Raw genomic sequence first — 17,505 nt, 5'->3', positions numbered from 1 at the left:
TTAATCCTCTCGGGCAAAAAGTGCCTCTATAAAATCGTCCGCTTTAAACGGACGTAAATCCTCGATACGTTCGCCCACACCGATGTAGCGGATAGGGATGCCAAACTGGTCGGCAACCGAGAAAATTACCCCACCTTTCGCCGTACCGTCCAGCTTGGTCAGGGTAATACCGGTCAAACCCACCGCTTCATGGAACAGTTTGGCCTGGCTTATGGCATTCTGCCCGGTACTGGCGTCAAGGGTCAGCATAATTTCATGCGGCGCATCTTCGTCGAGCTTTTTCATCACGCGAACGATTTTTTTCAATTCTTCCATCAGATGCGCTTTGTTCTGCAAGCGACCTGCGGTATCGGCAATTAACACGTCAACGTTACGCGCCTTCGCCGCCTGGATGGCATCAAAGATAACGGACGCGGAATCCGCGCCGGTATGCTGCGCAATCACCGGAATGTTGTTACGCTGGCCCCAGACCTGCAGCTGCTCGACCGCCGCCGCACGGAAGGTATCTCCCGCAGCCAACATCACCGATTTGCCCTGCTGCTCGAACTGACGTGCCAGCTTGCCGATGGTGGTGGTTTTACCCACACCGTTCACGCCAACCATCAAGATAACAAACGGCGTCTTACCATCCACATTTAGCGGTTCATCAACCTTCGCCAGAATCTCGCCCATTTCATCTTTCAGCAGACCGTACAGCGCTTCAGCATCTTTAAGTTGCTTGCGGCTGGCCCCTTCCGTCAGGTTGGCGATGATCTTACGGGTGGTTTCTACCCCCACATCGGCGATCAGCAACTGCTCTTCCAGTTCTTCAAACAGATCATCGTCGATCTTTTTACCGCGGAACAGACTGATAAATCCGGAACCGAGGTTTTCTTTGGTTTTTAGCAGGCTGCGTTTCAGACGCGCAAAGAAGCCTTCTTTCGTCGGTTTCTCCTGTTCTTGTACCGTTTCTTCTTCTGCTGGCTCTTCTACAGCAGGTTCTTCTACGACAGGTTCTTCTACCGGCACAACCATGACGGCTTCTTCTGCCGCTTCAGCAGCCAGCGCCTGCGCTTCCAGTTCTTCGTCGGTCAGCTGCGGTTCGTTTTCCGCTTCTTCTTCAACCGCTTCAACAATTTCAACGGTTTCCGCTTCAGCCTGCCATTCTTCTGGCGAAATTTCTTCGGTTTTTACTTCTTCCGGCAGCGGTAACTCTTCGTGTTCAATAACCGCCGTTGGCGCAGGGGCTTCAACAACCGGTTCAACCTCCGGCTGCGGTTGCTCGACCACAGGTTCTGGTTCAGGCTGCAGTTTTTCGATTTCTGCAACCTGTTCAGTGACTTCCACAACTTCAGCCGCAAAGGCCTCCGTTTCGGCTTCGCTATGGGTTTCCTGCGCGCGCGGCTGTTCCTCAACAACGGCAGATTCTTCTACAACCTGTTGTTGTTCTTCGTTTTTTAATTCTGTCTCGTTTTCCGGTGCCTGCTCTTTTTGACCAAAGCCCAGCCAGGAAAAAAAGCCACGTTTTTTCTCTTTCGCCATTTGCGACTACACTCCCCGCTGTTGCTTCATGGCACAGCGTCAACGCTATGTACATAGCAGCTAAAAAAATGATGAAATAGTCTATCACTTATACCCAATGAATTTCGAGTTACGTCAAGGCGGCAAGCGCACGAATCCCGATGAGCTTACTTTAGTAAGTGATTCGGGTGAGTAAGTGCAGCCAACGAAGAGGTCACTTGAAAGGCGACGGGTTAACTTAACTCACATCACCGCCTGGAATGACACGTCACCTGCGGATTGAGCAATAATAGAAATGAAAAAACCGAATCACTCAGGCAGCGGCCAGATCCGCATTATTGGCGGGCAATGGCGCGGCCGTAAACTCCCGGTTCCGGACAGCCCGGGTCTGCGACCCACTACTGACCGTGTCCGCGAAACGTTGTTTAACTGGCTGGCACCAATGATGGTCGATGCCCAGTGTCTGGACTGCTTTGCTGGCAGCGGTGCGCTGGGGCTGGAAGCACTCTCCCGTTATGCCGCAGGCGCAACGCTTCTGGAAATGGATCGGGCGGTGTCTCAGCAGCTACAAAAAAATCTCGTCACGCTGAAGGCCAATCACGCCCGCGTCGTCAACACCAATACGCTGGCGTTTCTGGCTCAGGCGGGGTCGCCGCATAATGTGGTGTTTGTTGACCCACCGTTTCGTAAAGGATTACTGGAAGAAACATTAACGCTTCTGGAAACGAATGGCTGGCTGGCAAACGAGGCGTATATTTACGTTGAGAGCGAAGTCGAAAACGGCCTACCGCCGGTTCCGGTTAACTGGTCGTTGTATCGTGAAAAAGTCGCCGGCCAGGTTGCCTATCGCCTGTATCAACGTGAAGCACGAGGAGAACACCATGCTGATTAACCTGGGACGCCTGCTGATGCTGGGCGTCTGGGCATTCTTGCTGCTCAACCTTTTTCAGCCCTTCCCGCGCCCGCTCAATATCTTCGTTAACGTGGCGCTGGTGTTTATGGTGCTGATGCACGGCATGCAGCTTGCGCTGCTAAAAAGCACCCTGCCGAAAGACGGCCCGCAGATGACCACCGGCGAGAAAGTGCGTATTTTCCTGTTCGGCGTGTTTGAGTTGCTGGTCTGGCAGAAGAAGATTAAAGATCAGTTGAAGAAGTAGCCGTGATCTTTTCGCCCGGCGGCGCGTTGCGAGCCGGGCCCACAGACTTGTAGGCCGGATAAGGTATCAGCCGCCATCCGGCAGTCGTTGGGTAAAATCAACAAAGCGCGACCCTTTGTAACTCAGCGTGCCTTTATCGCCGACCGTTAACGCATGATACTGCTGTGCATCCAGGCGAAACGTCTGCTCCATTCCCCCGCTAAGTGGCTTAAAGCTCGCTTCATAACGCATGCTGGTACCTGCTGGAGTCACTTCCTGCTGGCGCGAACGTCGGTCATTCAGCGGTTTTTCCCGCTTATTGCTCACCACAACCTGCTTTTGCACCAGCGGCGCGGCATCATTATCCGCTTTTTCCCGGCGCTGTTGGACAAAGCGAAACGACGCGGCGACAACGATTAATACAATGATAACAATGAAAAAAAGTGGTGGCTTACTCATTTTATTAACCCATCAGAAAATGCGGAAATAAGCATACCCTGCCTGTTATGGTGTTGTCATCTGGCGGTATCGACCTCTACACTGGACAGAAGAGCCGTAAGCACCCCGCTTACGAAAAAATAACGAATTCAAGGAACTAAGATGCTTTGGTCGTTTATCGCTGTTTGTCTTTCCGCATGGCTGTTCGTGGATGCGTCCTATCGTGGTCCCACCTGGCAACGCTGGGTCTTTAAACCCCTGACATTATTGCTGCTGTTGCTGCTGGCCTGGCAGGCGCCAATGTTTAATGCCATCAGCTATCTGGTGCTGGCCGGCCTGTTAGCCTCACTGCTCGGCGATGCGCTGACGCTGTTGCCGCGTCAACGTCTGCTGTACGCCGTGGGGGCGTTTTTCCTGTCGCATTTGCTCTATACCATCTATTTCGCCAGCCAAATGACGATGTCATTCTTCTGGCCTCTGCCGCTGGTACTGCTGGTGTTGGGTGCCCTGCTGATCGCCGTGATCTGGACGCGACTGGAAGAACTGCGCGTCGCCATCTGCACCTTTATCGGCATCACTCTGATGATGGTCTGGATGGCTGGCGAGCTGTGGTTCTTCCGCCCAACCGCCCCGGCGCTGTCGGCATTTATGGGTGCCTCATTGCTGTTCATCGGCAATATTGTCTGGCTGGGTAGTCATTATCGCCGCCGCTTCCGCGCCGATAACGCCATTGCCGCCGCCTGCTACTTCGCCGGACATTTCCTGATTGTACGTTCACTGTACCTTTAAAAACGCTTGACTCTGGAGTCGACTCCAGAGTGTATCCTCCGGTTAATACGAAATGATTATCAACCGGAGGATGCCATGTCGACGCCCGATACCAATGGCAAAAAAGCCCCACAATTTTCTTCATTCAAGCTCGCACCAGCACCCCAGAAGGTTGATGACTGCTGCAGTGAAGGCCGTTGCTCGACAGCCGCACCCTCACCCACGCCCGTATCCAATACGGTGGACGGCACGCGCTATACCTGGAAAGTCTCAGGCATGGATTGCGCCGCCTGCGCGCGTAAAGTTGAAAATGCGGTCCGCCAGGTCAGCGGCGTCAACCAGGTTCAGGTGCTGTTCGCTACCGAAAAACTGGTGGTCGATGCCGTGGCCGATATTCGCCAGAACATAGAAAACGCGGTGCAAAAAGCGGGCTATACCCTGCGCGATGAGCAAGCACCGGAAGCCGCACCCGAGTCGCGGTTTAAAGAAAATCTGCCGCTGATCACCCTCATCGTCATGATGGCGATTAGCTGGGGGCTGGAGCAGTTCAATCATCCCTTTGGTCAGATGGCGTTTATCGCCACGACGCTGGTCGGGCTGTATCCCATTGCCCGTCAGGCGCTGCGCCTGATGAAAACCGGCAGCTACTTTGCCATTGAAACGTTAATGAGCGTCGCCGCCATTGGTGCGCTGTTTATTGGTGCCACGGCGGAAGCCGCGATGGTACTGCTGCTGTTTTTAATTGGCGAACGCCTGGAAGGATGGGCTGCCAGCCGCGCCCGCAAAGGGGTCAGCGCGCTGATGGCGCTAAAACCCGAAACCGCAGTCCGACTGCGCAATGGCGAGCGCGAAGAGGTGGCCATTAACAGCCTCCAGCCCGGCGACGTGATTGAAGTGGCTGCAGGTGGGCGCTTACCCGCCGACGGCAAACTGGTCTCCGGCTTTGCCAGCTTTGATGAAAGCGCCCTGACCGGCGAATCTATTCCTGTCGAACGCGCCACGGGCGATAAAGTCCCGGCGGGCGCCACCAGCGTTGACCGCCTTGTCACGCTGGAAGTCCTGTCTGAACCGGGCGCCAGCGCCATTGACCGCATCCTGAAGCTGATAGAAGAAGCCGAAGAGCGTCGGGCCCCGATTGAGCGATTTATTGATCGCTTCAGCCGCATTTACACTCCGGCCATCATGGCGATCGCCCTGCTGGTCACTCTTATTCCCCCACTGCTGTTTGCCACTTCCTGGCAGGAGTGGATTTATAAAGGGCTGACGCTGCTGTTGATCGGCTGCCCGTGTGCGCTGGTAATCTCAACGCCTGCCGCAATCACCTCCGGGCTGGCGGCGGCGGCACGGCGTGGGGCGTTGATTAAAGGCGGAGCCGCGCTGGAGCAATTAGGTAGGGTCACTCATGTGGCATTCGATAAAACCGGTACTCTGACCGTGGGTAAACCGCGCGTGACGGCGATTCATCCGGCGAGCGGCATCAGCGAGTCCGAACTGCTGGCACTGGCGGCAGCGGTTGAGCAAGGTGCCACGCACCCGCTGGCTCAGGCGATTGTCCGTGAAGCGCAGACCCGTGAATTGACCATCCCGGCAGCACAAGCACAGCGGGCGTTGGTGGGTTCGGGTATTGAAGCGCAGGTCAATGGCGAGCGGATACTGATTTGCGCAGCGGGCAAACAGCCTGCCAAAGCCTTTGCCGGACAGATTAGCGAACTGGAAAGCGCCGGGCAAACGGTGGTACTGGTGCTGCGCAACGATGCGGTGCTCGGCGTGCTGGCCTTACAGGATACACTGCGTGACGACGCCCTGACCGCCATCAACGAGCTTCATCAGTTGGGCGTAAAAGGCGTGATCCTGACCGGGGATAACCCACGTGCGGCGGCAGCAATTGCCGGTGAGTTGGGGCTGGAATTCAAAGCAGGCCTGCTACCGGAGGATAAAGTTCGGGTAGTGACCAGCCTGAACCAGCAGTCCCCGCTGGCGATGGTTGGGGACGGGATTAACGACGCGCCGGCAATGAAAGCGGCCACCATCGGCATTGCGATGGGAAGCGGCACCGACGTCGCGCTGGAAACGGCGGATGCCGCCCTGACCCATAACCGCCTGCGCGGCCTGGTGCAAATGATCCAACTGGCACGCGCCACTCACGCCAATATTCGCCAGAACATTGCCATTGCGCTGGGTCTGAAGGGGATTTTCCTGATAACCACGCTACTGGGGATAACCGGATTGTGGCTGGCGGTGCTGGCAGATACAGGGGCAACGGTACTGGTGACTGCCAACGCGCTGCGGCTGTTACGGAAAGGGTAATGCCTGTTTCTCGCCTGATGGTGCTTCGCTTATCAGGCCGACTGGCTGTTCATCATTCGTAGGCCGGATTAGGCGCTTGCGCCGCCATCCGGCAAACAAGATTACTGACCTTTGCGCACTAAATAGCGGTACGGCAGAGAGTCGGTCTCTTTGGCCACCAGCTCATGTTCCATAAACGTACAAAAGCCGGGAATGTCGCGGGTTGTCGCCGGATCGTCCGCGACAATCAGCAGCGTTTCACCGGCCTGCATGCCGCGCACAGTTTTACGCACCATCATCACTGGTTCCGGGCAGCGTAGCCCTTGGGCATCAAGGGTATGGTCGGGAGAGGTAAACAAATCGCTCATCGTTGTCTCGTTCAATAAAAAACGGCGTTATTTTACGCTCTGTTGGTCAGTAAGCCAATCAGGTTAACGATTGCGTGAAAAACAACCATTGCAAAGCCCTGTTAAAGCAGTATCATGCGACCGTTTTATTGGGTTCCCTCACCCCAATTCTTGACTAAAAAGGTACAATATGACTCCGTTTACACAAACTCAGCGCGTAAAAGCGTTGTTCTGGCTATCGCTATTCCATCTGCTGGTGATCACATCCAGCAACTATCTGGTACAACTGCCGATCACCATCTTCGGTTTCCATACCACATGGGGCGCCTTTAGCTTTCCGTTTATTTTCCTCGCCACCGACCTGACCGTTCGCATTTTTGGCGCACCGCTGGCACGACGCATCATTTTTGCGGTCATGATCCCCGCGCTGTTGATCTCCTATGGGGTTTCCGCGCTGTTTTATATGGGGTCCTGGCAAGGATTTGACGCGCTGCTGCACTTTAATCTGTTTGTCGCCCGTATCGCCGCCGCCAGCTTTATGGCCTACGCACTGGGGCAAATTCTGGATGTGCACGTCTTTAACCGCCTGCGTCAAAACCGCCGCTGGTGGCTCGCACCTACCGCCTCCACGCTGTTTGGCAACATCAGCGATACGCTGGCCTTCTTCTTTATCGCCTTCTGGCGCAGCCCGGATGCCTTTATGGCCGAGCACTGGATGGAAATCGCGCTGGTCGATTACTGTTTCAAGGTGCTGATCAGTATTATTTTCTTCCTGCCGATGTACGGTGTGTTGCTGAATATGTTACTGAAAAGGCTGGCAGATAAATCCGAAATCGCGGCATTACAGACGAGTTAAAGGTTCATTTTCCGAGTTGTGATAAGATGGACGAATGAGCCGTTATGGCCGTTTATCGAAAGGAAGAAGTCAATGCGCAATCTGGTTAAATATGTCGGTATTGGCCTGCTGGTTATGGGGCTTGCGGCCTGTGATAATAGCGATACCAAAGCGCCAGCCGAGGGTGCTGCCGCGGAAAGTAACGCCGCCGGACAACCGGTCAGCCTGCTGGACGGCAAGCTCAGTTTTTCCCTGCCAGCAGATATGACCGATCAGAGCGGCAAGCTGGGTACTCAGGCCAACAATATGCACGTGTATTCTGACGCAACTGGCCAGAAAGCAGTGATTGTGATTGTCGGTGATGACACCAGTGAAGACCTGACCGTGCTGGCCAAACGCCTGGAAGATCAGCAGCGTAGCCGTGACCCGCAGCTGCAGGTCGTCACCAACAAGTCGATTGAGCTGAAGGGCCATACCCTGCAGCAGTTAGACAGCATCATCTCCGCCAAAGGCCAGACCGCTTACTCTTCTGTGGTGCTGGGCAAAGTGGACAACCAGCTGTTGACCCTGCAGATCACGCTGCCTGCTGACGATCAGCAGAAAGCGCAGGCGACCGCAGAGAACATCATTAACACGCTGGTTATCCAGTAACGGTTAAGACGATGACACGGCCTCCGCAGAGTCCTCCGGGGGCCGTTTTTTTAACCGCCAGGTCAGCAATAACGCCACCGCCACCAGCCCGGCTGCCGCCAGATAAATAACCGGTACGCCCGCCCACGTCATCACCAGTCCCGCCAGCGGCCCGGTAATCCCCAGTGAGAGATCCATAAATACCGTGTAGGTCGCCAGCGCAGCGCCCTGATTCTGCTGCGGCACCGCTTTTACCGCCACCACGCCCAGCGCCGGGAACACCAGCGAGAACCCCGCACCTGCCAACAGAACGCCTACTTTCGCCATCCACGGCATATCCGCCATCCCTACCAGCAGCAGCCCAACTATTTCCACGCTAAAACAGATCATCGCCACATTTAACCCGCCTAAGCGGTTAATGCCGTTTGGGAATAACAGGCGGGTCCCGACAAACGTACAGCTAAACAGCGTCAACGCGAATGCCGCGCCGTCCCAGCCTTTGGCGTCATAAAACAGCGTGATAAAGGTGGCGATCACCCCAAAACCAGCGGAAGCCAACGCCAGCGCCATACCGTACAACCAGACGCGCCCGAGCACCGCGCGAAACGGCATCGGCTTGCCCTTGCTGGCCTTCACCGCCGGACGTGGCAGCGCCAACATTATTGCTAACAGAGCCACCGCCATGATGGTCAGCGCCAGTCCCTGCAAACCACCCCAGGCGTAACACAGCACGCCCAGCGGCGCGCCTATCGCCATCGCCCCGTAGGTGACGATACCGTTCCATGAAATCACCCGCCCAATGTGTATGGAGCCCACCACACCCACGCCCCACAGCGTTGAACCGGTACCGGCAAAACTTTGCCCAATCCCCAGGATCACACGCCCGAGGCACAGCAACAGTAAGCTCACCATCGGCCAGCCGCTGGTTGTTCCCGCCAGCAAATAGCCCAGGCCACTTAAAAAACAGCCGCACAGCCCGAACACGACAATCTTTTTCGGCCCCAGCAGATCGGCGTATCGCCCCGCATGCGGGCGGCTCAACAAGGTGGCGAAATATTGCAGGCTGATCACAAGCCCAGCCCAGAAGGCGCTAAAACCCATAACATCATGAACATAGCCGGGTAGCACCGCGAGCGGCAAGCCAATAGTCAGGTAGCTGGCGAAGTTAAACATCACCACCGAGACAATGCGCAGATTGAGACGAAATCCGTTAAGCGCCGGTTCAGCGACGGGTTCGGGCATGAAGGGTCACCACATTTTTACAACAGTGTTTCATTTCTACCATGTTGCCGGGCAGAAATCAGCAGACAGTTTAGGAATATAGGTCGTAAGCCAGCCGCTACACTTAGAGCAAAACGTAAAAAGGAAGAACACATGACAAGCGCTCAGCCTGATAAAACAGGTTTGCATATTTTGCTCAAACTGGCCGCCCTGGTGGTGATCCTCGCAGGTATTCATGCGGCTGCCGACATTATTGTGCAGCTGCTGCTGGCCCTCTTTTTTGCCATCGTCCTGAACCCGCTGGTGACCTGGTTTATTCGCCGAGGGCTGCGTCGCCCGATTGCCATTACGCTGGTGGTGGTAGTGATGCTGTTCGTGCTCACCGCGCTGGTCGGCGTTCTCGCATCTTCAATCACGGAATTCATGGACATGCTGCCAAAGTACAACAAGGAGCTGACGCGCAAGGTCCTCTACGTGCAAGAGATGGTGCCCTTTCTTAACCTGCACATGTCGCCAGAACGTCTACTGCAACGTATCGATTCCGACAAGCTAATGACCTTCACGACCACGCTGATGACCGGACTTTCCGGCGCAATGGCCAGCGTCTTCCTGCTGGTAATGACGGTGGTGTTTATGCTGTTTGAGGTGCGCCATGTTCCTTACAAGCTGCGCTTTGCGCTGAATAATCCGCAGATCCATATTGCGGGTCTGCACCGTGCATTGAAGGGCGTTTCTCACTACCTGGCGTTAAAAACATTGCTCAGCTTATGGACCGGAGCTATCGTCTGGCTGGGACTGGCGCTAATGGGCATTCAGTTTGCGCTGATGTGGGGCGTGCTGGCATTCCTGCTTAACTATGTACCCAATATTGGCTCGGTGATTTCCGCCGTCCCTCCCATGCTGCAGGCGCTGCTGTTCAACGGGATTTACGAATGCGTGCTGGTCGGCGCCCTGTTTCTGGTCGTACATATGGTGATTGGCAATATCCTCGAGCCGCGTATGATGGGCCATCGTTTAGGCCTGTCGACGCTTGTTGTCTTCCTGTCCTTACTGGTATGGGGATGGCTGCTAGGTCCGGTCGGCATGTTACTTTCCGTGCCGCTTACCAGCGTGTGTAAAATCTGGATGGAAACCACCAGGGGTGGCAGCAAGCTGGCAATTTTGCTTGGACCCGGTAGACCGAAAAGTCGATTACCGGGATAAACTACCAGACAAGGTAGTTTATATATTACGAATAAGATGGTAATAACGCAGACATTACCATCTTAACTTAAATAAAAAACCAATATACAAAGTAAAACCATAATAACTAAAATAAAAAACCTTCCAAAAACACATCTCCGGCACTAACCCTCTATATTTAAAAACCATTTAAATTGATGCGCTTAGCTTGATAACGTATACTTCGCACCAATCATGTTGCTGCAAAATTTTCTACTGAAGAAAACCATTAAATATTAAGAAATCATGCCACCAGCACCGTGTTATCTGTCATGTGGAATACAACTCTAATTTAGCTTAAATAAAGATACAGATGATGAAAGGCGAGAATAATTTCATCACTTATTATTTCAATCGTATAAAAATACCGTGATAGGGAGTTTTAATGAAACAGTATATTAAGTGGTTTGCCGCTATTGCGGTTGTCGGCGCGCTGGCAGGCTGTGCGCGTACTGCGCCGATCGATCAAGTTCACTCAAGCGTTAGCGCGGGGCACACTCAGGACCAGGTTAAAAACGCCATTCTAAAAGCCGGCATTCAACGCCAGTGGATCATGACGGAAATTAACCCGGGGGTGATCAAAGCTCGTCAACAGACACGCGATCACGTGGCAGAAGTCCGTATCACCTACACCGCGACCAGCTACGACATCAAATATGACAGCAGTCTTAACCTGCAGGCTTCAGGCGGAAAAATTCATAAAAACTATAACCGTTGGGTGCGCAATCTGGACAAAGACATTCAGGTCAATCTGGCAGCCGGTGCCAATCTGTAATTATGCCTAAAGTCGGGCCGATAAGGCCCGATAACCTCACTATCTGCCACTCAACAGGTTGTTCCCACATGTACGAACAGGACTCGCTCAGCGCACTGGATGCTATTACTGAAGCACAACGTATCGCATTTGCCCCTATGCTTTTTCAAACCGCGTTGTGCCTGCGAAATGCGGGAGTACTGACCTGGCTGGATAAGCAAGGTAAACGCGGCGCTACGCTCGACGAAATTACCGAAAACAGCACCATCAACGAATATGCCGCCAGCATATTGCTGGATATGGGATTAAGTGGGCGCATCATTACCCACAAAGAGGGATATTATTACCTCGCCAAAATCGGTCATTTTCTTTTACATGACACGATGACCAGAGTGAACATGGATTTCACTCAGGATGTTTGCTATCAGGGGCTGTTCTATCTGGAAAATGCGCTGAAAGAAGGTAAACCCGCCGGATTAAAAATATTTGGCGACTGGCCAACCATTTATCCCGCCCTGTCGCAATTACCGCTGGCGGCGCGTGAAAGTTGGTTTGCTTTTGATCATTACTATTCAGACGGGGCATTTGACGCGGCATTACCGTATGTATTCGCCAATGCCCCTGCAACCCTGTACGATGTCGGCGGAAATACCGGAAAATGGGCATTACGTTGTTGTCAGCATGATGACAATATCGCCGTCACGTTATTAGATTTACCACAACAAATTGCGCTGGCCCGTGAAAATATCGAAAATGCAGGATTATCTCATCGCATAAAGTTCCATGCTGTGGATATGCTTAGTGACTCGCCTTTACCCGCAGAGGCTGATATCTGGTGGATGAGTCAATTCCTGGACTGTTTTTCCCCGGAGCAAATTATCGCCATGCTGAGCAAGATTGCCGGCGTAATGAAACCCGGTGCCAAACTCTGCATTATGGAACTGTTCTGGGATGCGCAGAAATTTGAAGCGGCCTCATTTAGCCTGAATGCGTCTTCGCTTTATTTTACCTGTATGGCGAACGGCAACAGTCGTTTCTACAGCGTAGAGAAGTTTTATCACTATCTGAAACAGGCAGGTTTTCAGGTAGATGAACGCCACGATAACCTGGGTATTGGGCATACTTTATTGATATGCCAGAAGAAAAAATAACAAACAACTGGAATAACCGATTTATCGCGGACGCGCGTTGATGAAATTTGCATTAAACATTACCGACTGGCAGGCAAAAGCTCCAGGATTAAGCGAAGCGGCACAGTGGCATGAATGGTCACGGCTTTCGCACACCATCGATCCAGCCGCGCCACAGGGAAAGCTCAGTGAATTACCGATGATGACCGCTCGCCGCCTCAGTTCGGGTAGCAAGCTGGCCGTCGAGTGCGGGCTGGCAATGCTCCGTCGTCATGCGATCGATGCCGTCCTCTATACCAGTCGTCACGGTGAACTGGAACGTAACTACCGCATTCTGCACGCATTGGCGACAGAGCAGCCAATCTCTCCGACCGATTTCGCCCTGTCCGTGCATAACTCCGCCGTCGGCAACCTGACCATCGCCGCAAAAAAACCGATCGTCTCCTCCTCGCTCTCAGCAGGCAAAGACACGTTCCAGCAAGGGTTATGCGAAGTGATGGGCCTGCTACAGGCGGGATATCAGCGGGTGTTAATGGTCGATTTCGATGGTTTCCTGCCTGATTTTTATCACCCGCAGCTGCCTGCTGACATGCCGACCTGGCCATTTGCCGTCGCGTTGGTTATTGAACCAGGTAGTCAGTGGCGGTGTGAAACCCGCCCATACCGCGACCACGGCGAGTCCACGTTGCCGCAAAGCCTGCTGTTTTTACAACACTATCTGCGAGATACCCCGGCGTTTACGCTGACGGGTGAACGCGTACAGTGGCAATGGAGTCAGGGATGAGCGCGGTGTTCCAGACCCTTAACCGGGCATGGCGACTGGTGATGACCGGTTTATGCTTCGCCCTGTTTGGCATCGGCGGACTGCTCCTTTCCACTATCTGGTTTAACGTATTGTTAATCACAGTATGGAATAATTCCAGACGTCGGCGCATTGCCAGACGCAGCATAGCCGCCAGTTTTCGTCTCTTTTTAACGGTGACGAAGGGGCTTGGCGTGCTGGATTACCACATTGAAGGGCGTGACGTTTTGCTCAAGGAACGAGGATGTCTGGTCGTCGCCAACCATCCGACGCTCATCGACTATGTGCTACTGGGTGCTACTGGCTTCGGTCATGGCAGAAACAGACTGTCTGGTGAAAAGCGCGCTCCTGAAGAATCCGTTCCTCGGCGGCGTAGTCCGGGCGGCGGATTATCTGATTAACAGCCAGGCTGATGCACTGTTGCCCGCCTGCCAGCATCGGCTGGAACAAGGCAACACAATATTGATTTTCCCCGAGGGGACACGCACGCGTCCCGGTGAGGAAATGACGCTCCAGCGTGGTGCGGCAAATATCGCCGTGCGCTGCCACAGCGACTTACGCATAGTCACGATTAGCTGCAGCGAGCAAATGCTTGATAAGCAAAGCAAATGGTATGACATTCCACCGGCTAAACCCGTGTTTACCATTTCCGTCCGCGCACGGGTAAAAATCGACCAATTTTACGATGCAAATTCACAAGAACCGGCGCTGGCCGCAAGGCAGTTGAACCGGCATCTTTTGCTTCAATTACAACCAGGTACGTTACCTCTTTCAGGAATTAATGATGCAAGCGCTTTATCTTGAAATCAAAAATCTCATTATAACGACATTGAATCTCGACGAACTTACTGCTGACGATATTGAAACCGACGCAGCGCTGTTTGGCGATGGCTTAGGGCTGGACTCCATCGACGCCCTGGAGTTAGGCCTGGCGGTGAAAAATGAGTATGGCGTGGTTCTCTCGGCTGAGAGCGAAGAGATGCGCCAGCACTTCTTCTCCGTCGCCACGCTGGCATCTTTCATTCACGCGCAACGTGCCTGAGGAAAGTCCGTTATGACTGAACAAAAAGCCATTTACGAAGAAGTCTCCGCGCTGCTGGTTAAGCTGTTTGAAGTCGACCCACAGGACATTAAGCCCGAGGCGCGCTTGTATGACGATCTGGAACTGGACAGCATTGACGCTGTTGACATGATCGTGCATCTGCAAAAGAAAACCGGCAAGAAAATCAAGCCGGAGGAATTTAAAGCGGTGCGGACTGTGCAGGATGTCGTCGATGCGGTAGAACGCCTGCTCAAAGAAGCATAACGCATCGTGTCGGGCGCGCGTTCGCTGCCAGTCGTACAACTGCTGACAGGCTTACTGCTGTTGGCCTGGCCATTTTTAATCTGGTTTGGCCTGGCACATAACGGCCTGCACTGGCTGCTACCGCTGATGGCATTGCTGCTGTTTGTACGCTTTCGCCAGACCCGGCGACAGGCGGGACCGTTGCGCGTCGTGACGCAGATAGTGGCGGTAGCGGGCATCACGCTTTGCGTTACCAGCTATCTGCTCAAAACGCACCAGTTGCTGCTGTTTTATCCGGTGGTGGTCAACGGGGTCATGCTGGCAGTCTTTGGTGGCTCACTCTGGTCTACCATGCCGGTTGTCGAACGCCTGGCACGGCTGCGCGATCCCAATCTACCCGCAGCAGGTGTGCGCTACACGCGCCGCGTCACGCAAATCTGGTGTGCCTTTTTCATCCTCAATGGCAGCATTGCGCTCGGTACCGCGCTGTATGGCGATATGTCCCTGTGGACGGTGTGGAACGGCATGCTCTCCTACCTGCTGATGGGAACGCTGATGGCAGGAGAGTGGCTGGTGCGCCGCCAGGTGATAAAACGAGATAACCCATGAAGCAGCCCCTTCCACTCTCTGAGTGGCTCAGCGCTCCACGTCCATCCGACGTACCCGTTGCGTGGTTAGAAGACGCGACCTGGACACTCGGCCATCTACGCCACGATGTTGCCCTGTTGATAACGTACCTGCAGCAGCAGGAGGGTGAACGCTGGGCACTGTGCTTTGAGGACAGCTATCTGTTTATCGTGGCACTGCTGGCAACGCTCCATGCTGGCAAAACGCCGGTGATCCCGGGCCATTGTCGCGTTTCATTATTGAACGAGCAGCATGCGCTGTTTGACGGCGTATTGAGCGATAAACCGCTGAACTGGCAGGGTCCGCTACAGGTTGTCCAGTCTGCCATGACGGCCGCCACAGACGACGTGACGTTCCCCCTCATCCGCAGCGACGCCTTTGTGGAACTCTTCACCTCCGGCTCTACCGGCCAGCCGAAGCGGGTCGTTAAACCGATCGGGCGTCTCGATAACGAAGCGGCGTTGCTCGCCGCGCGCTTTGCCGACCGTTTAACAGGTTGTCGGGTGGTGGCATCAGTGTTGCCACAGCATCTGTACGGCCTGACATTTCGTATCTTCCTGCCGATGTCCTTGGGCTTGCCGCTACACGCGGCAATGCTCTGGTACGCCGAACAACTGGCGGCGTTGGGCCATGAGCATCAGTATATGTTTATCAGCAGCCCGGCGTTTCTGAAACGCCTCGACCACCAGCTTGCCGCGCCGCCGGTCCGGATGGTTCTGTCAGCGGGCGGTATGCTGCCCTGGCAGGACGTCACGCAGACAGCAAACTGGCTAAACGTCTGGCCTGATGAGATCTACGGCAGCACTGAAACCGGCATCCTCGCCTGGCGTTATCGCCAGCAGGATGATGTGGCATGGCAGCCCTTCCCCGACATCAGATTCCGGTCAGAAAATGACGCGTTTCGCGTATTTTCCCCGCTGATTGCTGCTGATGATGGCCTGTTGCTCGACGATATTCTGCATTTTGCAGAAAACGGTCAGTTCCGCCTGATGGGACGGCGGGGCCGGGTGGTCAAAATTGAAGAAAAGCGTATTTCGCTAAGCGAAGTAGAGCGCCGTCTGCTGGCACTGGACGGCATTTGCGACGTTGCTGCTATGCCTGTCTCACGCGGCGGACGCCAGGCCGTTGGCGTCCTGCTGGTTCTGGATAACGAAACGCGTCAACGCTGGTATCAGCGCGGAGGGAAACCACAAGAGCTGAGCTGGCGGCGCGCGCTGCGCCCATGGCTGGAGCCGGTTGCTGTTCCCCGATACTGGCGGGTGATTGACGAAATCCCGGTGAACAGTATGAACAAGCGTGTCTATGCGCAATTACAGGAGTTATTCCATGAAACCCCATGAAATTGAGCGTCATCAGGCACAACCTCAGCAGGTGGAGATTGTTTTGCATCTCGACCCTTCTCTATTCTGGTTCTGCGGACATTTTGCCGTGCAGCCGCTGCTGCCCGGCGTCGCGCAGATGGACTGGGTAATGCACTACGCCACCACGCTGCTCGCCCCCGGCTGGCGCTTTCACAGCATTCAGAACGTGAAATTTCAGGCTCCGCTGTTACCGGAAAACACCGTCACGCTAGCCTTGAACTGGCAAGAAGAGCGCCAGATACTGACCTTCAGCTACCAGCGCCACGACGGCGAAGCGCGCCACACCGCCAGCAGCGGGAAGATCCGGTTATGCCGTTAACGTTTTCTCCCTGCGTGCTGATCCCCTGCTACAACCATGGCGCAATGATGGCCAGCGTGCTGGCGCGGCTTCAGCCGTTCGGCCTGCCCTGCATTGTGGTGGACGACGGCAGCGACGACGCCACGCGGGATGAACTGGCCCGCCTGGCAGCAGAAGATAAAAATCTGACCTTAATTCGCCTGCCGATTAACTCGGGCAAAGGTGCGGCGGTGCTTAGCGGTATGCAGGCAGCGGCAGCGGCCGGGTTCAGCCACGCGGTGCAGGTAGACGCCGACGGGCAGCATGCCATTGAAGATATTCCTGAACTGCTTGCGCTGGCAGAGCTTCACCCTACAGCGCTGATTTCCGGGCAGCCTATTTATGACGATTCCATACCCCGCTCGCGCCTGTACGGACGCTGGGTGACCCACGTCTGGGTGTGGATTGAAACGCTCTCGCTCCAGCTCAAAGACAGCATGTGCGGCTTTCGGGTTTACCCGCTTGCGCCGACGCTGCACCTGGCGCAGCGCGTGACCCTCGGCAAACGAATGGATTTTGATACCGAAGTGATGGTGCGCCTCTACTGGCAAGGTAACACCAGCTATTTTGTCCCCACCCGCGTCACCTATCCGCTGGACGGTCTCTCTCATTTCGATGCACTCAAAGACAACCTGCGCATTTCACGGATGCACACACGCCTTTTTTTTGGCATGTTGCCGCGCATCCCGTCGCTGCTTTTTCGCCGCGCATCGCCACACTGGGCGCGTCAGCAGGAAGTGAAGGGTTTATGGGGGATGCGCCTGATGCTACTGGTCTGGCGCTTACTGGGGCGCAAAGTATTCTCCCTGCTGCTCTACCCGGTAGTC

Annotated in this window: 20 protein-coding genes and 1 pseudogene; 17 read left to right on the top strand and 4 right to left on the bottom strand. The window is 54.6% G+C overall.

The genetic code is table 11. The annotated features are described in order from the left end of the window. Positions 1 to 1,521: a signal recognition particle-docking protein FtsY gene (gene ftsY / locus FDX01_RS12480; RefSeq protein WP_137399867.1), complete on the bottom strand. Its 1,521-nt coding sequence runs from the start codon at positions 1,519 to 1,521 to the stop codon at positions 1 to 3. A gap of 274 nt (positions 1,522 to 1,795) precedes the next feature. Between ftsY and rsmD the strand changes: the two genes are divergently transcribed. Then, positions 1,796 to 2,392 carry a 16S rRNA (guanine(966)-N(2))-methyltransferase gene (rsmD, locus tag FDX01_RS12475; protein WP_096759222.1) on the top strand — a complete coding sequence of 199 codons (597 nt, stop codon included), beginning with the start codon at positions 1,796 to 1,798 and terminating at the stop codon, positions 2,390 to 2,392. Then, a complete protein-coding gene (locus FDX01_RS12470; RefSeq protein ID WP_096759221.1) occupies positions 2,382 to 2,657 on the top strand; it encodes a DUF1145 family protein in 276 nt (91 codons plus the stop codon). Before rsmD ends, FDX01_RS12470 begins: the two co-directional genes overlap by 11 nt. Before the next feature lie 66 nt (positions 2,658 to 2,723). On the opposite strand, the gene FDX01_RS12465 is transcribed toward FDX01_RS12470, so the two are convergent. Continuing rightward, entirely contained in the window at positions 2,724 to 3,095 is a 372-nt protein-coding gene (locus FDX01_RS12465; protein ID WP_137362568.1) for a DUF2500 domain-containing protein, read from the bottom strand. A gap of 141 nt (positions 3,096 to 3,236) precedes the next feature. Between FDX01_RS12465 and FDX01_RS12460 the strand changes: the two genes are divergently transcribed. After that, a complete protein-coding gene (locus FDX01_RS12460) occupies positions 3,237 to 3,863 on the top strand; it encodes a lysoplasmalogenase (RefSeq protein ID WP_096759219.1) in 627 nt (208 codons plus the stop codon). Positions 3,864 to 3,938: 75 nt separating this feature from the next. Next, positions 3,939 to 6,149, top strand: a complete 2,211-nt coding sequence (zntA, locus tag FDX01_RS12455; RefSeq protein ID WP_137399866.1) for a Zn(II)/Cd(II)/Pb(II) translocating P-type ATPase ZntA — start codon at positions 3,939 to 3,941, stop codon at positions 6,147 to 6,149. Between the two features lie 101 nt (positions 6,150 to 6,250). Here zntA and tusA read toward each other — a convergent pair whose 3' ends face one another. Then, positions 6,251 to 6,496, bottom strand: coding sequence for a sulfurtransferase TusA (gene tusA / locus FDX01_RS12450; protein ID WP_003827551.1), 246 nt, complete (start codon positions 6,494 to 6,496; stop codon positions 6,251 to 6,253). A 169-nt stretch (positions 6,497 to 6,665) separates the two neighbouring features. On the opposite strand from tusA, the gene FDX01_RS12445 reads away from it, so the two are divergent. Both FDX01_RS12445 and FDX01_RS12440 read left to right on the top strand, forming a co-directional pair. Next, positions 6,666 to 7,331, top strand: a complete 666-nt coding sequence (locus FDX01_RS12445) for a 7-cyano-7-deazaguanine/7-aminomethyl-7-deazaguanine transporter (protein WP_096759217.1) — start codon at positions 6,666 to 6,668, stop codon at positions 7,329 to 7,331. Positions 7,332 to 7,403: 72 nt separating this feature from the next. After that, positions 7,404 to 7,961: a DcrB family lipoprotein gene (locus FDX01_RS12440; protein ID WP_115257264.1), complete on the top strand. Its 558-nt coding sequence runs from the start codon at positions 7,404 to 7,406 to the stop codon at positions 7,959 to 7,961. A 3-nt stretch (positions 7,962 to 7,964) separates the two neighbouring features. On the opposite strand, the gene FDX01_RS12435 is transcribed toward FDX01_RS12440, so the two are convergent. Beyond that, a complete protein-coding gene (locus tag FDX01_RS12435) occupies positions 7,965 to 9,182 on the bottom strand; it encodes an MFS transporter (protein WP_117342484.1) in 1,218 nt (405 codons plus the stop codon). A 132-nt stretch (positions 9,183 to 9,314) separates the two neighbouring features. On the opposite strand from FDX01_RS12435, the gene FDX01_RS12430 reads away from it, so the two are divergent. From FDX01_RS12430 to FDX01_RS23775, 11 genes and pseudogenes are all read left to right on the top strand, one after another. After that, a complete protein-coding gene (locus FDX01_RS12430) occupies positions 9,315 to 10,364 on the top strand; it encodes an AI-2E family transporter (protein WP_115257262.1) in 1,050 nt (349 codons plus the stop codon). Between the two features lie 415 nt (positions 10,365 to 10,779). After that, positions 10,780 to 11,157, top strand: coding sequence for a hypothetical protein (locus tag FDX01_RS12425; protein WP_135912828.1), 378 nt, complete (start codon positions 10,780 to 10,782; stop codon positions 11,155 to 11,157). A gap of 68 nt (positions 11,158 to 11,225) precedes the next feature. Beyond that, on the top strand, positions 11,226 to 12,287 hold the full coding sequence (locus FDX01_RS12420) for a class I SAM-dependent methyltransferase (protein ID WP_115257260.1): 1,062 nt from the start codon (positions 11,226 to 11,228) through the stop codon (positions 12,285 to 12,287). 40 nt (positions 12,288 to 12,327) lie between these two features. Further along, the gene (locus FDX01_RS12415) at positions 12,328 to 13,050 is read left to right on the top strand and encodes a beta-ketoacyl synthase chain length factor (protein ID WP_137399865.1); all 723 of its coding nucleotides are present in this window, start codon (positions 12,328 to 12,330) and stop codon (positions 13,048 to 13,050) included. Then, positions 13,047 to 13,872 (top strand): annotated as a pseudogene (locus tag FDX01_RS12410) (lysophospholipid acyltransferase family protein). The gene FDX01_RS12415 and the pseudogene FDX01_RS12410 overlap by 4 nt, the downstream one beginning before the upstream one ends. Beyond that, positions 13,853 to 14,110, top strand: a complete 258-nt coding sequence (locus tag FDX01_RS12405; RefSeq protein ID WP_096759209.1) for a phosphopantetheine-binding protein — start codon at positions 13,853 to 13,855, stop codon at positions 14,108 to 14,110. Before FDX01_RS12410 ends, FDX01_RS12405 begins: the two are co-directional and overlap by 20 nt. A gap of 12 nt (positions 14,111 to 14,122) precedes the next feature. Continuing rightward, entirely contained in the window at positions 14,123 to 14,374 is a 252-nt protein-coding gene (locus tag FDX01_RS12400; RefSeq protein WP_096759208.1) for an acyl carrier protein, read from the top strand. Between the two features lie 6 nt (positions 14,375 to 14,380). After that, on the top strand, positions 14,381 to 14,962 hold the full coding sequence (locus tag FDX01_RS12395; protein WP_115257257.1) for a hypothetical protein: 582 nt from the start codon (positions 14,381 to 14,383) through the stop codon (positions 14,960 to 14,962). Beyond that, positions 14,959 to 16,320, top strand: a complete 1,362-nt coding sequence (locus FDX01_RS12390) for an AMP-binding protein (protein WP_137399864.1) — start codon at positions 14,959 to 14,961, stop codon at positions 16,318 to 16,320. The genes FDX01_RS12395 and FDX01_RS12390 overlap by 4 nt, the downstream gene beginning before the upstream one ends. Continuing rightward, positions 16,307 to 16,660 (top strand): hydroxymyristoyl-ACP dehydratase, encoded by a 354-nt coding sequence (locus tag FDX01_RS12385; protein WP_117342488.1) that lies wholly within the window; start codon positions 16,307 to 16,309, stop codon positions 16,658 to 16,660. Before FDX01_RS12390 ends, FDX01_RS12385 begins: the two co-directional genes overlap by 14 nt. After that, positions 16,651 to 17,505, top strand: an 855-nt coding sequence (locus tag FDX01_RS23775; RefSeq protein ID WP_249360961.1) for a glycosyltransferase family 2 protein, incomplete at its 3' end; no start/stop codon positions are given. The genes FDX01_RS12385 and FDX01_RS23775, both read left to right, overlap by 10 nt.

The organism is Citrobacter sp. wls613, from assembly GCF_005281195.1.
Lineage (GTDB): Bacteria > Pseudomonadota > Gammaproteobacteria > Enterobacterales > Enterobacteriaceae > Citrobacter > Citrobacter gillenii.
This window is presented reverse-complemented; position numbering and strand designations above follow the sequence as displayed.

Excerpts from the sequence above, each read along its gene's own strand:
- ftsY (WP_137399867.1), bottom strand. The coding sequence starts at position 1,521 with ATGGCGAAAGAGAAAAAACGTGGCTTTTTTTCCTGGCTGGGCTTTGGT.
- rsmD (WP_096759222.1), top strand. The coding sequence starts at position 1,796 with ATGAAAAAACCGAATCACTCAGGCAGCGGCCAGATCCGCATTATTGGC.
- FDX01_RS12470 (WP_096759221.1), top strand. The coding sequence starts at position 2,382 with ATGCTGATTAACCTGGGACGCCTGCTGATGCTGGGCGTCTGGGCATTC.
- FDX01_RS12465 (WP_137362568.1), bottom strand. The coding sequence starts at position 3,095 with ATGAGTAAGCCACCACTTTTTTTCATTGTTATCATTGTATTAATCGTT.
- FDX01_RS12460 (WP_096759219.1), top strand. The coding sequence starts at position 3,237 with ATGCTTTGGTCGTTTATCGCTGTTTGTCTTTCCGCATGGCTGTTCGTG.
- zntA (WP_137399866.1), top strand. The coding sequence starts at position 3,939 with ATGTCGACGCCCGATACCAATGGCAAAAAAGCCCCACAATTTTCTTCA.
- tusA (WP_003827551.1), bottom strand. The coding sequence starts at position 6,496 with ATGAGCGATTTGTTTACCTCTCCCGACCATACCCTTGATGCCCAAGGG.
- FDX01_RS12445 (WP_096759217.1), top strand. The coding sequence starts at position 6,666 with ATGACTCCGTTTACACAAACTCAGCGCGTAAAAGCGTTGTTCTGGCTA.
- FDX01_RS12440 (WP_115257264.1), top strand. The coding sequence starts at position 7,404 with ATGCGCAATCTGGTTAAATATGTCGGTATTGGCCTGCTGGTTATGGGG.
- FDX01_RS12435 (WP_117342484.1), bottom strand. The coding sequence starts at position 9,182 with ATGCCCGAACCCGTCGCTGAACCGGCGCTTAACGGATTTCGTCTCAAT.
- FDX01_RS12430 (WP_115257262.1), top strand. The coding sequence starts at position 9,315 with ATGACAAGCGCTCAGCCTGATAAAACAGGTTTGCATATTTTGCTCAAA.
- FDX01_RS12420 (WP_115257260.1), top strand. The coding sequence starts at position 11,226 with ATGTACGAACAGGACTCGCTCAGCGCACTGGATGCTATTACTGAAGCA.
- FDX01_RS12415 (WP_137399865.1), top strand. The coding sequence starts at position 12,328 with ATGAAATTTGCATTAAACATTACCGACTGGCAGGCAAAAGCTCCAGGA.
- FDX01_RS12405 (WP_096759209.1), top strand. The coding sequence starts at position 13,853 with ATGCAAGCGCTTTATCTTGAAATCAAAAATCTCATTATAACGACATTG.
- FDX01_RS12400 (WP_096759208.1), top strand. The coding sequence starts at position 14,123 with ATGACTGAACAAAAAGCCATTTACGAAGAAGTCTCCGCGCTGCTGGTT.
- FDX01_RS12390 (WP_137399864.1), top strand. The coding sequence starts at position 14,959 with ATGAAGCAGCCCCTTCCACTCTCTGAGTGGCTCAGCGCTCCACGTCCA.
- FDX01_RS12385 (WP_117342488.1), top strand. The coding sequence starts at position 16,307 with ATGAAACCCCATGAAATTGAGCGTCATCAGGCACAACCTCAGCAGGTG.